Below are 13908 nucleotides of genomic sequence, written 5' to 3'. Positions count from 1 at the left end.
TGGTGGATATGAGCTATCAACTCTAAACGTTAATCTCATATTAATAATTCAAGTAGAATATTAAATTTAGTTAACATAAAATTTAAATTCAAATAAAAAAGGAACCGTAGCCTAGTTTTTTACACTAAGAACAGTTCCTTTTTATATTTATAAAAACAAAGTTACATTTTCTGTGGAAAAAGTGTACAAACTAAGGTAGAATGTAAAATATGAATTATTCGTTGAAATATTGAAGAAGAATATGTGCAGAATTTGCATTGGTAGCAAGTGGAATTCTATGTACATCGCAAATTCTAAGGAGGGCATTGATATCGGGTTCGTGTGGTTGTGCTGTGAGCGGATCGCGAAGGAAGATTACTAAGTCGACTTGCTCAGTTGCAACTAATGCACCGATTTGTTGGTCTCCGCCGAGGGGGCCAGACATAAGTGAAGTTATTTCTAAACCACATTTTTCTCCTATTAATCGTCCTGTTGTTGCTGTTGCAATTAATTTATAATTAGACAGCATTTCCTTATGTGCATTGACAAATTCAAGCATTTCTTCTTTTTTGCGATCGTGAGCAATTAAAGCTATTGTTTTCATAATAAACACCTGTCCTATCTTTTAAAAATTTCCCAGTTACAAGTTCAAGTATATAGTATTTTACTGGATTGGTAAACAACATATTAGAAGTATTAATTAAATGTTAACAAAGCACAACGAAATAGAATGACTATAGGAGGCAGAAGTAAAAAATGATTAGAGAGCAACGGAGCAGAAACAAATTAGAGAATTACTATCATAAGTATATAGAGGAAGGGATTATTGATCCTAATGTACACCCTTGGGTTGCAGAGTCTTGGCAAAAAAGTAAAATGCATAATGTAGATACGAAAACGATGCCGCTCGGCGTAAGCTTGTCAAGTGAGGCCTTGAAAGAGCATCAAGAACATCATAAAAATGCAATTTCTTATTTAGAAGAATTAACGAAGGAAATTCATGAGTTCTTCCAAATGTATAATCTGAGCTTGCTTTTAAGTGATTCAGATTGCTATGTATTAAAAAGTTATTCTTTACCGTTTTATCAAAAAACACCGGGGGAAATTGAGGGTGTTCGCGTCGGAGTAGCGGATATCGGGACATCAAGTATCAGTATAGTGCATGAACATAAGACACCATTTTTATTATTCGGGCCGGAAATGTGGATTGAGGAATGTCAGCAAGGTGATGCGTGTTCGGCACCCGTAATTGTAAATGGAGAGTTGCAGTACATATTGACATTGGTTTCTGTAGACCAAGAAATGTTACCGCATAATGCTGTTGTATCTTTGATGTTGACGATGAAATACGCAATGGAAAAACATTTAAGCGCATCACTTAGAATTAAGGCGGAAGAAGCAATCTTAGATGCGACACCGTTTGCTGTATATCATGTGATGCCGGGGGGAGAAATTGCGTATGCAAATAAGCTTGGGCTTAGCCGTTTAGAAGGCATTGGTGGTAAACATGTGAACGAACATCCGATTAATTTGAATGATGTAGTATTAAATTATCGTCATACACCGATATACAAAGGATTTAATGGCGTACCATCATACAATAAAGAAGTTACTTGGATTACACAGGCGAAAACATATGAAGATATTACAACTGTTGTTCCGTTAGAACGCGATAGTGATCAAACGGTAAACAGTGTTGTTGCTGTGTCTATGCCAATTGAAGATTTGCGCACGCTTGTCGCACATGCAGCTGGCTATACAGCGCGGTATAATCTTGCTTCTATGGTCGGTGAAGGATCAACTTTTGCTACAACTAAAGACAAAGCGGCGCGCATTGCGAGAAATCATAACCATATCCTATTGCAAGGGGAATCTGGAACGGGGAAACAGCGCATGGCGCATGGGATTCATCAGGCAAGCTCTAGGGCTGCAGGACCATTGATTTCTGTTCGGTGCGGTGATTTAGCACCTGAACTCTTAGAGCAAGAATTATTTGGTGTATCAACGAGTGCTGAAATTAGTCATCCGGGTAAATTGGAACTTGCAAACGGCGGTACGTTGTTTATGGATGAAATAGAAAAATTGCCAATGACATTGACTGCTTCCTTGGCGAAGGCACTGACTACGCAGAAAATGCACCGTATTGGTGAAACTGTAGAGCGTCCAATTGACGTTAGAATTATCAGTGCATGTGATAGTGATTTAAAACGATTAACAGAGCGTGGGGCATTTGATCATCACCTTTATGAAATTATTTCAAAAAGTGTGATTCGCGTACCTTCATTAAGAAGCCGTCGTGAAGATATTCCACAGTTGGCTAAACATATCGTTTGTGAGTTAGCTGCGCAGCATCAAATTGAAGAAAAAGTTATTTTACCTGAAACTGCAGAAGTATTAAAAGATTACGATTGGCCAGGCAACATTAAACAATTGCAGGGTGTGATTGAATATGCTTTCTTTAATACGAAGAGCAATGAAATCAGACCGGAAGATATCAATCTTATGGGAGATATTAAACCAGATAACAGTTGGAAAGAAGATAAGGACGTCTTTGTGAAGGCTTGGCAGGCTGCGGGCGGAAATGTAAGCAGATTAGCGAACTTACTCAGCGTTAGCCGAGTAACTTTATATAGATACTTGAAAAAATACGGTTTAGAAAAATCATAATAGCGGAGGAAGCAGATGCGTTTAAGAAAGAAACCTTGGATAGAAGAAGCAATTTTAGAATTTAGTGATTTTCTATATACAGAGACTGCACAAATCGAACAGATCAAAAAAGGTGAATGGACAAAAGAATTTGGGAGACAAGCTCCGTTATATGTAGAACTTGGTACGGGAAAAGGGCGATTTATTACACAGATGGCAGCGCGTTATCCGGAAGTTAATTTTATCGGTATTGAAGTGCAGAAAGATGTAATTTATTATGCTGGTTTAAAAGCGAAAGAATTGGGACTGAAAAACTTAAAACTACTTCGTTTTGATATTAATAATATCAGTGAATTGTTTGCTGAACATGAAGTAGATCGGTTTTTTATTAATTTTTGCGATCCGTGGCCAAAAGCGCGTCATGCAAAGCGGCGTTTAACACATGTTAGCTTTTTAGAAAAATATCGTCACTTATTAGCGCCTAAGGGGCAATTGTTCTTTAAAACTGATAACAGACCATTGTTTGATTTTTCGTTAGAACAATTTGAGGAAGCTGGTTTGAAGGTAAACAATTTAACCTATGATTTGCATAATAGTGGAATGGAAGACAATATTATGACGGAGTATGAGAAGAAATTCAGTGGCCTTGGCGAAAAAATTAATCGTTGTGAAGTTTCTTTTGAATAGGTGAATTTTTTGAAACCCTTGCATATGATGTTAATAGCTAATTCTTAAAGGAGTGTGCTAGAAATGCGTCAAGCAAGGGTTTCTTTGCCTTATTATGAGGCTGTAAACAAAGAAGAAATGAAATATTGGCTTATGATTATGAAGGATCACACGGTATTTATTAAAGCTGGATTGCCGGCTGAATGCGTTGAATTTCGCGATGAGGCTAAAGAATTTGCAAAGGCATTTTCCAGCTTGCAATCAAAATTAGATAAATTAAAAAATCAAAAACAATGTGAGACCTTTCATCAAGAAACGTGCCAAGTTATGGAAGCTTTTTATCAATATAAACGAAATTTACTCTCATTACGTATTACAGGTAAGCTAGGTGGTTCTCATTTTCCGTCGTTTTTAGAACATCTGGCGCGTGAAGCAAATTATTTTTTGCAATTATTAAATTTGCCGAATAAAGAAAATATGCTACATACGTGTTCGCAGACGCAAGAAGTTGTTACTTGGCTTAGATTTATGGCAGATCATACGCGCTTGATTGCTCAGTATATCGATCCTGCTGAACGGCAGATGCAAAAAGAGGCTAGAGGTTTTGCAGAACTTTTTGATGATTTGTGCTTAGAAGGGCGCGATTTTGCTGCGATGCTATATTGTCATAAAGGTGAAATGAAGGCTTTTTCACGATTTTTACAAGATGTGAGGAGTGATGTACAAAGATTTTGCGATTTTAATAAAATGGCAAAAGAATTAATTGATGAATGTAAATTATTGACGATTATAACACCACAATTGGCAGATCATTTGAGACGAGAGGCAAAACATTGTTTTGCTGTGGTTGCGATGCTGGAAAAAGGTTTGGCAAAACATTGTGCGCCCGTATTCGATGATGATATTGATGAATTTGCTTGGAATCTGCCAGGGAGAATTGATGAAGAAGAATCTAAATGTGTGCATCAAGAGCCGGAAGATATCTTGTATTATTCCGGAAATACTGCTTATGATCCCTATGATGAATTAGATGGTGAGGATGTCTATCATGAATATACTAAACCCGAGGCGGCAATAACAGTAGAAGAGAAAGCGGAAGAAATGCGAGAGCCGGTAAAACCGGTAACTGTCCATGAGGTTGAAGAAATACCTGAGCCAATAGAAGTGGTGAAGATAGAGCCAGCGATGAAACGCAGCAAAATAAAAGAGGTTAAAGAAATAGAAGTAGTAGTTAAAGAAGAGCCGAAAAAAGAGTCTGTAAAAGAAGAAAAGAAGGCTCAGCAAAGTAAAAAAGTTGAAGATATATTGCCAGTTTCTACGCCGGCAAAAGCTTTTGCGCGTGACGTAAAGGCGGATTTTTTGCAAAAGGCTGCAGAAAATAAATCAGTGCCGATTCAATTAATGGCAGATGGACCAGCTGCGAATATCCAAGGGATTAGTAGGGCGATGAAAGCGCCAGCTGCGAGAATGCCACGGGCTTTAGGCAAAGAAAGGAAAAATTAAAAAGGTGTGAGTAATGGAATCATTACTCACACCTTTTTAGCTGTATAGGCAAAACCAGCTGCTTAGCTCACCGCTAGTTTCACTGACTGCCATTAAACGACGGTTCACAGTATCAATTAAAGATAAATCAGCAAACATATTGCTTCCTGCAATAGCAAATCGACTATCTGACAAAAGGGAGAAAGTAGTAATAGACCGACCAATTTGAATAGAAGTTGTGATTTGCATTGTTTCAAGGTCGATAACGCTAATAGAACCGCTGTCTTCGTTCGTAACATAAGCTATTGTTTGTTCATCATTCAAGGTAATATGGCAGGGGTACGCACTAATTGCACAATTATCTGCGGGATTAATTACCAGGTAGTTTGGCGCTTCCATTTCGTCAAGTGGAAATATAGCCAACCCTTCTCCGTGAAGCTTATTTCTTGTAAAAGTCGTCATGACTTTATTGGGGAGGGCAAAAAGATTCGTTGGAATTCCACCGATGAATCGTTCAAAAACAACTTGACCTTGCGGAGAAAAACCTGCGATAATTCCTTGATCGTCATTTTCCCAAATGGTATAAATCGTATTATTCAAGATGCATATGCCATTACATCGACAAGTTGTAATGTCGGGATTAACAAGTGGGGTAGTTTTCATTGTCGTTGTATCTAAATGATGCAAAGTGGCAGTCTGGTCAACAAAATATGCGGTTTTAAAATCGTCAGTTAATGTGATTTGTGACAAATGGGGCAGGGGAATTGGGAGTTTATATAATGAATTTGTTGCAATATCAATAATAAACAATGCCCCTTCATGACTTGTTGTCGCTGCAAGGCAAGCTTTTGTTCTCGCTGCATTTATAAAAAGTCCAGTTGGGGTATATGTATTTAAATAAGGGATTCTAGATAATATCGCTTGGCTTGTTAAATCAATACTAAGCACCTCTGAAGTGCCAAGGTCGATTGCCAATAATTTTGCATTTGTTAACTCCATATAGATCCCTCCTTTATTTTAGTAACAATATATTATATTCATAAAACTTGTACATGGTTTACTGTAATAATACATTTTTTTTTGGTATAATTAACAATAGATTTCATATGGAGGCGTATATATGCCAAAAAAAAGATTATGGATAAATAACGTAGAAGCCGTGCTATTTATTATGGCTATTTTGATTATTATTGGAACGATAAATGTATTTAGTTCTAGCTTTGTAATGGCCGGTAATGAATTTGATAATGGCTATTATTTTGTTAATAAGCATTTAATTTCTTTGCTGATTGGAATCTTTGCCCTAGTTTTTGCAATGCGCTTAGATTACCGCGTTTGGCGGAAGCTTTCTTTTCTTATTACAGTTTTTGCAGTACTTTGCCTGATTGCCGTTTTTTTCATTGGAATAGAAGTAAATGGGTCAAAACGGTGGATTCAAATAGGAATGACTTTTCAGCCATCTGAAGTAGCAAAGCTAGCGTCACTTTTGTTGATAGCAAGCTACCTCGGACCTAAGATAGATAAAAACTTACGGATTAGCATTGGAAATAAGGTGTGGCTGCCAATTTTGCTCATGGGTGGGTTGGTATATAAGCAACCGGATTTAGGTACGGCCGCAATTATTGTTGGGATTGCCTTTTTGTTGTATATCATGGCGGGATTACCGCTAGGAGAAGTTGTTGTATTAGGTGCAATTGCACTGGGAGGCGCAGGAATATTAACCTTTTCAGCAGATTATCGGATTGATCGTGTGAAGGCATGGTTTGATCCCTGGTCTTATGAATCGACATCTGGATATCAAACGGTGCAGTCTTTGATTGCAATTGGTTCGGGTGGATTTTCTGGTTTAGGTTTGGGTATGGGAACAAGTAAATTTGCATATTTACCAGAGGCACATACCGATTTTGCTTTTTCTATTTTGTGTCAAGAGATGGGGTTTATTGGTGCATTTCTTGTGCTGATTTTATTAGCTGCTATGGCGTGGTATTGTGGACGAATTGCAAAAGAAACGACGGATGGATTTGGGAAAATGCTAGTCATCGGCATAGCCATTCTTGTTGTTGGACAAGGCGTTGCAAATATTGCTATGGTTATTGGAATCTTACCCGTTATTGGGGTACCATTACCATTTATCAGTTATGGAGGCACTTCACTGATTGTGAATATGTTGAGTATGGGGATTTTAGCGAGTGTTGGGAAAAAACATTGTAGTAAGGTACCAACACGTCCGCCAAAAGGCAAAATGCCATTGCCAAAAAGTCAGAGGTATATCGCGACTGATGCGGTAAAACGTGGCGCATAAAAGGAGTAGGAATAATGATATTATGTATCGTTATTCCTACTCCTTTTTTATATTGTAACCTTTTTATGCAGTTCACATAAACTATAGTATATAGAGTAGAAGGAGGGGGTTTACATGGAAGAAGAAACGAATCGAGCGCATGATCACGAAAGTAAAATGATGAAAAACCAGTGCTATATGTTAGCGCATGCTTATGTGCCTTGGCAGCGGTATGAAAAGGCGTTTTCGCCATGTGAAGCTTTATCAAAAGGAACATTATTCCCTGAATTATGGGGTGTTTATCGAATCCCTAAATAAATTGGAGGTGCTAAGCTATGGGATGTGAACATCAAGCTGCGATGCTAGTAAAAATTCAAGAGTTGGAATTCGTTGCGCTTGAGTTAAATTTATATCTTGATACACATCCATGTGATCAAGATGCAATCAACGATTTTAATTGTGCGGTGGAAGCTGCTTGTAAATTGGTTCAAAAGTATGAAGAAAAATATGGACCGCTATATAACTTTGGGATAAGTATAGAGACGGAAGATGAGTGGCGATGGATAAATAGTCCGTGGCCATGGGAATTGTAGGAGGTTTTGGCATGTGGATTTATGAAAAGAAATTACAACATCCAATTTGTGTGAGTTGTCCAGATGTAGCTTTCGCAAAATTGGTTATTACACAATATGGTGGCCCCAATGGAGAACTTTCAGCATCACTTCAATATCTTAACCAACGTTATTCGATGCCAACAAATATGGCGAAAGCCGTATTGACTGATATCGGCACGGAGGAACTCGCACATCAGGAAATGATTGCTTCTCTCGTGTATAAACTAACTTGTGGTGCGGGGCCAAAAGAGTTTGAAAAAGCAGGTTGGAGTGCTAAATGGGCGCAAAATGGTCCGGGCATGTTTTGGATGGATGCAAACGGTGTACCTTGGATTGCAAATAATGTTTCCTGTGTTGGTGAGCCAATTGCTGATTTAACTTCGAATATGGCTGCGGAGCAAAGGGCGCGGGTGACTTATGAGCATTTGATTTCCCAGACGTGTGATCCTTTGGTAAAAGATATGCTTCGTTTCCTTTGGCAACGTGAAGTTGTACATCTTCAGAGATTTGGTGAGGCATTAAACGACGTAGAAGAATGGATGGCAAAATGCAAACGTGTCTGGACCGGTGTAGAACAGCAAGAAGAAACAAAAGAACAGTAAATAGGCAATAAAAAGTCATCATTAAGGTGGCTTTTTATCCGATGGCTAATCTGCTCTAAGACTCCCACTTATAGAAACTGGGAGTCTTAGAGCAGATTAGCCCCTGGATAAGGCCGGCTAGGATTCAGGTGGAGTAAAAACCTCTCCTGGATCGTAGCCGCTTTATTATTTGTATAACTTCATTGATTTTTAGCTACAATAATTTTGTTCTAAGTTATGTATAGTGTTACAATAGATTAGGAAAATATAACTAATAAAGTAGATGGTGAGGTAATAGTTATGGAAAGAAAAATTGCTTGGTTAGATTATATGGAAGAAGATAAGTTGCAATTAGAGATTTTAAGTAAAAATTATCGAGAATTTTTGGATAATGGGAAAACGGAACGTGAATGCATAAAACAGAGCGTTGCATTTGCAAAACAGGCCGGTTATCGTGATTTAGCGCAATGCATAAAAGATAAAACGCAACTAAAAGCAGGCGATAAAGTTTATGCTGTCAATATGGACAAAGCGATAGTGTTATTTAATATTGGGCAAGAGCCGTTGGATGAAGGCATGAATATTCTAGGTGCACATATTGATTCACCGCGTTTAGATATCAAGCAAAATCCTTTATATGAAAAGGGTGGCTTGGCTTATTTCGATACCCATTACTATGGCGGTATTAAAAAATATCAATGGGTTACATTGCCACTTGCGATTCATGGTGTGATTGCAAAAAAAGATGGAAGTTTAATCAATTTGACAATTGGTGAAAAGGATGGCGACCCAGTATTTTGCGTGACTGATTTACTCGTACATTTAGCACAGAAACAACAGGAGTTAAAAGCGAATAAAGTTATTGATGGTGAAGACCTTGACGTTTTAATTGGAAGTATTCCGTTAGATGATAAAGAAAAAGAAGCAGTGAGCAAAAAAATCATGGCAATATTGCAATCCACATATGATTTTACTGAAGAAGATTTGCTATCAGCTGAATTAGAAGTCGTACCAGCGGGTAAAGCAAGAGATGCTGGGCTCGATCGCAGTATGATTATGGCATATGGACAAGATGACCGCGTATGTGCCTATACATCCCTTGTTGCAATGCTTGAAGTTGATAAAGTGGATAAAACGACTTGTTGCTTACTCGTTGATAAAGAAGAAATTGGCAGTGTCGGTGCAACTGGAATGCAATCGAAATTTTTTGAAAATATGACTGCGGAGCTCTTGGCTTTGCAAGGTGAATATTCTGATTTAAAATTAAGAAGATGTTTAGCAAATTCTAAAATGTTATCCTCTGATGTAAGTGCAGGCTTTGATCCGTTATATGAATCTGTATTTGACAAGAAAAATGTGGCTTATTTAGGAAAAGGCATTGTATTTAATAAATTCACCGGTTCACGTGGTAAATCAGGATCGAATGATGCAAATGCAGAGTATTTTGGACAAATTCGCAAAATTATGGACGATAATAAAATCGCCTATCAAACTGCTGAATTGGGTAAGGTTGATATTGGAGGTGGGGGAACAATCGCCTATATTATGTCACTTTATGGGATGGAAGTTATTGATTGTGGTGTAGCGGTATTAAATATGCACGCACCATGGGAAATTACGAGTAAGGCTGACTTATACGAAGCGAAAAAGGGCTATGTCGCATTTTTGAAACAAGCGTAATATTGTTTTCATAGAACGAAGGACTTTCTGTCTAATACGATGGAAAGTCCTTTTTGTATGTTAAAAGCAATTTTAATGCAATTTTAATATAGGGACTTATCTTTTAACACCGATTTAAGATGAGGGATTTTATAATAACAATATCAACAAGTAATGGAGGTTAGAATAATGATGAATTTGATCTTACAGTACAGCCTGTATTTAGTAATACTGATTATATTTGCTGTTCCGTTAGGTGCGTATATTGGTAAAGTAATGAATGGAGAAAAAGTTTTTCTGACAAGGGTGGTAGAACCTGTAGAAAATCTGATTTATAAAATTCTTTGTATTGATAAAACGGAGGAAATGAATTGGAAGTCGTATTTGTGGAGTGTATTATTTTTTAATGGGTTTGGCTTTTTGGTATTATTTTTTATGCATATGTGCCAAAATTTGTTGCCGTTAAATCCGCAAAATATGGATGGAACAAGTTGGCATCTAGCTTTTAATAATGCAATTAGTTTTGTTACAAATACAAATTGGCAAGCTTATAGCGGTGAATCTACATTATCTTATTTTACACAAATGTTTGGTTTAACCGTACAAAACTTTGTGTCAGCAGCGACTGGAATTGCCGTTTTATTTGTTTTAATTCGTGCCTTTATTAAAGTAAAAGAAAGAGGATTAGGCAATTTTTGGGTGGATATTACGCGGATTGTTTTATATGTGTTAATTCCTTTATCGATGATCGTTTCAATTGCGCTTGTTTCACAAGGCGTAGTACAAAATTTTGCCCCATATGAAATTGTAAATCTTGTTGAGCCGGTTGCCTTAGAAAATGGTAGCCAAGTGACTGAGCAGATTGTTCCGATGGGACCTGGTGCAAGTCAAATTGCGATCAAACAGTTAGGCACAAACGGCGGTGGCTATTTCGGTACGAACTCCGCTTATCCATTGGAAAATCCCACTGCATTATCTAATTTAATTGAAGTTTTATCTATATTGTTAATTCCAGCAGCTCTTTGTTTTACTTTTGGAAAAAATATTGGCGATAAAAGACAAGGAAAAGCAATTTTCTCAGCGATGTTTATTTTATTAATTCTTGCTCTTGTTGGTATTGCTATAAATGAACAAATCGCTACGCCACAGTTAGCACAGAATGGTGCTGTAAATATTGGAATGGAAAATCAAGCAGGCGGTAACATGGAGGGAAAAGAAGCGCGTTTTGGCATTGTAGGGTCTTCGACTTGGGCTGCCTTTACAACGGCAGCATCGAATGGTTCAGTCAATTCAATGCATGATTCTTATACGCCACTCGGCGGAATGATTACCATGGTGCTTATGCAATTAGGTGAAGTTGTCTTTGGTGGTGTCGGGTGTGGCTTATATGGGATGATCAGCTTTGTCATTCTCACAGTCTTTATCGCAGGACTTATGGTAGGCAGAACACCGGAGTATTTAGGAAAAAAAATAGAGCCGCGAGAAATGAAACTTTCCGTCATTGTCTGTTTGGCAACGCCGGTTGCCATTTTAATTGGCAGTGGGATTGCTGTAGTTGTTCCAAGTGTGTTGGATAGTTTAAACAATACGGGGACACATGGCTTATCGGAAATTGTTTATGCATATTCTTCCGTAGGTGGAAACAATGGTTCAGCATTTGCTGGTTTTAGCGCTAATACAGTGTTTTTAAATGTTAGTTTGGGTATCTGTATGTTATTTGCACGGTTTGTACCAATTATCGCAATTGTTGCAATGGCAGGTAGTTTAGTAGAGAAAAAACGCCTTGCGGTAACACCAGGAACACTTTCGACCTGTAATACAATGTTTATATTTATGTTGATTTTAATTGTTTTGTTAGTCGGTGCTTTGAGCTTTTTCCCGGCTTTATCTTTGGGACCAATTGCCGAATATTGTCAGATGATTCATTAGGAGGTGCAGATAAATGGATGAAAAAATAATAAAACGTGCCTTAAAGGATTCTTTTACTAAATTATCCTTCACCGTACAATTACAAAATCCGGTAATGTTTGTTGTATATCTTTCAGCAATTGTTACTACAGGATTGTGTGGTCTATCAATTTTCGGAATTAAAGATGCGTCAATTGGATTTACTGCTTGTATTTCAATTATTCTTTGGTTTACGATTTTATTTGCCAATTTTGCTGAAGCTTTGGCTGAGGGGCGTGGCAAAGCACAGGCAGATGCGTTAAGAAATGCAAAAAGGACAGTAACTGCGCATAAATTAAAAAATCGTAATGATAAAAAAATATATACCGATATTTCATCGATTAACCTTCGTAAAGGTGATATTGTTATTGTGAGTGCTGGGGAACCAATTCCAGCGGATGGAGAAGTCATTGAAGGTGTTGCATCGGTAGATGAAAGTGCGATCACGGGAGAGTCAGCGCCGGTAATTCGTGAAGCCGGCGGGGATCGTAGTGCCGTAACAGGAGGAACGACGGTAGTTTCCGACTGGTTGGTGATTGAAGTCGTCAATGAGGCTGGAGAAAGCTTTTTGGATAAAATGATTGCTATGGTTGAGGGAGCATCGCGGCGCAAGACACCAAATGAAATTGCATTGCAAATTTTATTGATCGCTTTAACACTTATCTTTATTCTAGTTACGATAACTTTGTATGCTTACGCTGATTTTTCAGCAAAACAGCTTTTCGTAGAAAATCCAACTTCGATGACAGCGCTAATTGCATTATTGGTATGTTTAGCGCCAACAACGATTGGAGCATTGTTATCAGCAATCGGAATTTCAGGCATGAGTCGTTTAAATGAAGCAAACGTATTGGCAAAAAGCGGACGCGCAATTGAAGCTGCTGGCGATGTAGATACGTTGTTATTAGATAAAACAGGGACAATTACGCTTGGAAATCGCCAAGCCAGTTCATTTGTTCCAGTAGATGATCATACGGAAAGAGAACTTGCCGACGCTGCACAGATTGCATCATTACCTGATGAAACACCAGAAGGCAGAAGTATTGTCATTTTAGCGAAAGAAAAATTTGATATTCGTGAAAGAACGCTTAATGTCTTAAATATTGAATTTATTCCGTTTTCTGCGCGGACGCGACTTAGTGGTGTAAATATGAATGGAACTGAAATAAGAAAAGGGGCAGCTGACTCAATCAAAGCTTATGTAGAAAATCGTGGTGGCACTTATAGTGATGAGTGCGACGAAGCGGTAAGAAAAATCGCGAATGTAGGTGGAACGCCACTCGTTGTGGCAAAAGATGATAGTATTTTGGGTGTCATTTATCTAAAAGATATTATTAAATCCGGAGTAAAAGAAAAATTTGCTGATCTTCGGAAAATGGGAATCAAGACAGTAATGATTACGGGAGATAATCCGTTGACTGCCGCGGCAATTGCAGCAGAGGCCGGAGTAGATGATTTTCTTGCGGAGGCGACACCAGAAGGAAAACTCGCGATGATTCGCGAGCTGCAAAGTAAGGGTCATATGGTAGCAATGACAGGTGACGGGACAAATGATGCACCGGCACTCGCGCAAGCGGATGTTGCTGTTGCAATGAATACCGGAACGCAAGCGGCAAAGGATGCTGGGAATATGGTTGATTTAGATTCTTCACCAACAAAATTAATTGAAATTGTGCGCATCGGCAAACAGCTGTTAATGACGCGTGGTAGTTTGACGACATTTAGTATCGCCAATGACCTGGCTAAGTATTTTGCGATTATTCCTGCATTATTTATGTCACTATACCCCCAATTAGGGATGCTAAATATTATGGGCTTGCATAGCAGTGAAAGTGCAATCTTATCAGCGATTATCTACAATGCGGTTATTATTGTTGCATTGATTCCATTAGCTTTACGTGGTGTAGCCTATAAAGAAGTTCCGGCAGAGGATTTATTAAAACATAATTTGCTCGTTTATGGATTGGGCGGGATCATTGTACCGTTTATTGCAATAAAAGTTCTAGATTTCTTTATTGCATTATTTGTATAGAGCAAGAAAGGATTTGATGAG

12 protein-coding genes are annotated in these 13908 nt (G+C 38.1%); 10 read left to right on the top strand and 2 right to left on the bottom strand.

Translation table 11 applies throughout. The annotated features are described in order from the left end of the window. Nucleotides 1-214: 214 nt before the first annotated feature. Nucleotides 215-583: a methylglyoxal synthase gene (gene mgsA, locus P3F81_RS11815; protein ID WP_147669577.1), complete on the bottom strand. Its 369-nt coding sequence runs from the start codon at nucleotides 581-583 to the stop codon at nucleotides 215-217. A 152-nt stretch (nucleotides 584-735) separates the two neighbouring features. Between mgsA and P3F81_RS11810 the strand changes: the two genes are divergently transcribed. The 3 genes from P3F81_RS11810 to P3F81_RS11800 all read left to right on the top strand — a co-directional run bounded on the left by P3F81_RS11810 (nucleotide 736) and on the right by P3F81_RS11800 (nucleotide 4794). Then, nucleotides 736-2646 carry a sigma 54-interacting transcriptional regulator gene (locus P3F81_RS11810; protein WP_147669578.1) on the top strand — a complete coding sequence of 637 codons (1911 nt, stop codon included), beginning with the start codon at nucleotides 736-738 and terminating at the stop codon, nucleotides 2644-2646. 15 nt (nucleotides 2647-2661) lie between these two features. Then, nucleotides 2662-3312, top strand: coding sequence for a tRNA (guanosine(46)-N7)-methyltransferase TrmB (trmB, locus tag P3F81_RS11805; protein WP_147669579.1), 651 nt, complete (start codon nucleotides 2662-2664; stop codon nucleotides 3310-3312). A 63-nt stretch (nucleotides 3313-3375) separates the two neighbouring features. Continuing rightward, nucleotides 3376-4794, top strand: coding sequence for a DUF2935 domain-containing protein (locus P3F81_RS11800; protein ID WP_147669580.1), 1419 nt, complete (start codon nucleotides 3376-3378; stop codon nucleotides 4792-4794). Between the two features lie 36 nt (nucleotides 4795-4830). On the opposite strand, the gene P3F81_RS11795 is transcribed toward P3F81_RS11800, so the two are convergent. Beyond that, a complete protein-coding gene (locus tag P3F81_RS11795; RefSeq protein WP_147669581.1) occupies nucleotides 4831-5772 on the bottom strand; it encodes a YncE family protein in 942 nt (313 codons plus the stop codon). Nucleotides 5773-5893: 121 nt separating this feature from the next. Between P3F81_RS11795 and P3F81_RS11790 the strand changes: the two genes are divergently transcribed. The 7 genes from P3F81_RS11790 (at nucleotide 5894) to kdpB (ending at nucleotide 13887) form a co-directional block, all read left to right on the top strand. After that, a complete protein-coding gene (locus P3F81_RS11790) occupies nucleotides 5894-7075 on the top strand; it encodes an FtsW/RodA/SpoVE family cell cycle protein (protein WP_147669582.1) in 1182 nt (393 codons plus the stop codon). 114 nt (nucleotides 7076-7189) lie between these two features. Continuing rightward, nucleotides 7190-7372 (top strand): spore coat associated protein CotJA, encoded by a 183-nt coding sequence (locus P3F81_RS11785; RefSeq protein WP_147669583.1) that lies wholly within the window; start codon nucleotides 7190-7192, stop codon nucleotides 7370-7372. Nucleotides 7373-7389: 17 nt separating this feature from the next. Continuing rightward, nucleotides 7390-7647: a spore coat protein CotJB gene (locus tag P3F81_RS11780; RefSeq protein ID WP_147669584.1), complete on the top strand. Its 258-nt coding sequence runs from the start codon at nucleotides 7390-7392 to the stop codon at nucleotides 7645-7647. Nucleotides 7648-7658: 11 nt separating this feature from the next. Continuing rightward, nucleotides 7659-8270: a manganese catalase family protein gene (locus tag P3F81_RS11775; RefSeq protein ID WP_147669585.1), complete on the top strand. Its 612-nt coding sequence runs from the start codon at nucleotides 7659-7661 to the stop codon at nucleotides 8268-8270. A gap of 279 nt (nucleotides 8271-8549) precedes the next feature. Further along, complete coding sequence (locus tag P3F81_RS11770; RefSeq protein ID WP_147669586.1) at nucleotides 8550-9929, top strand: aminopeptidase; 1380 nt, start codon at nucleotides 8550-8552, stop codon at nucleotides 9927-9929. Nucleotides 9930-10097: 168 nt separating this feature from the next. After that, complete coding sequence (gene kdpA, locus P3F81_RS11765) at nucleotides 10098-11837, top strand: potassium-transporting ATPase subunit KdpA (RefSeq protein WP_147669587.1); 1740 nt, start codon at nucleotides 10098-10100, stop codon at nucleotides 11835-11837. A 13-nt stretch (nucleotides 11838-11850) separates the two neighbouring features. Next, complete coding sequence (gene kdpB / locus P3F81_RS11760) at nucleotides 11851-13887, top strand: potassium-transporting ATPase subunit KdpB (protein WP_147669588.1); 2037 nt, start codon at nucleotides 11851-11853, stop codon at nucleotides 13885-13887. Nucleotides 13888-13908: the final 21 nt, after the last annotated feature.

It is taken from the genome of Selenobaculum gibii, from assembly GCF_030273445.1.
Classification (GTDB): Bacteria; Bacillota; Negativicutes; order ICN-92133; family ICN-92133; genus Selenobaculum; species Selenobaculum gibii.
The sequence above is the reverse complement of the archived record's forward strand: the minus strand, read 5'-3'. Positions and strand labels throughout refer to the sequence as shown.

Bases quoted from the DNA above. Each gene is read 5' to 3' on its own strand.
- kdpB (WP_147669588.1), top strand. From the start codon at position 11,851: ATGGATGAAAAAATAATAAAACGTGCCTTAAAGGATTCTTTTACTAAA.
- P3F81_RS11800 (WP_147669580.1), top strand. From the start codon at position 3,376: ATGCGTCAAGCAAGGGTTTCTTTGCCTTATTATGAGGCTGTAAACAAA.
- P3F81_RS11810 (WP_147669578.1), top strand. From the start codon at position 736: ATGATTAGAGAGCAACGGAGCAGAAACAAATTAGAGAATTACTATCAT.
- P3F81_RS11790 (WP_147669582.1), top strand. From the start codon at position 5,894: ATGCCAAAAAAAAGATTATGGATAAATAACGTAGAAGCCGTGCTATTT.
- trmB (WP_147669579.1), top strand. From the start codon at position 2,662: ATGCGTTTAAGAAAGAAACCTTGGATAGAAGAAGCAATTTTAGAATTT.
- kdpA (WP_147669587.1), top strand. From the start codon at position 10,098: ATGATGAATTTGATCTTACAGTACAGCCTGTATTTAGTAATACTGATT.
- P3F81_RS11770 (WP_147669586.1), top strand. From the start codon at position 8,550: ATGGAAAGAAAAATTGCTTGGTTAGATTATATGGAAGAAGATAAGTTG.
- P3F81_RS11795 (WP_147669581.1), bottom strand. From the start codon at position 5,772: ATGGAGTTAACAAATGCAAAATTATTGGCAATCGACCTTGGCACTTCA.
- P3F81_RS11780 (WP_147669584.1), top strand. From the start codon at position 7,390: ATGGGATGTGAACATCAAGCTGCGATGCTAGTAAAAATTCAAGAGTTG.
- P3F81_RS11775 (WP_147669585.1), top strand. From the start codon at position 7,659: ATGTGGATTTATGAAAAGAAATTACAACATCCAATTTGTGTGAGTTGT.
- P3F81_RS11785 (WP_147669583.1), top strand. From the start codon at position 7,190: ATGGAAGAAGAAACGAATCGAGCGCATGATCACGAAAGTAAAATGATG.
- mgsA (WP_147669577.1), bottom strand. From the start codon at position 583: ATGAAAACAATAGCTTTAATTGCTCACGATCGCAAAAAAGAAGAAATG.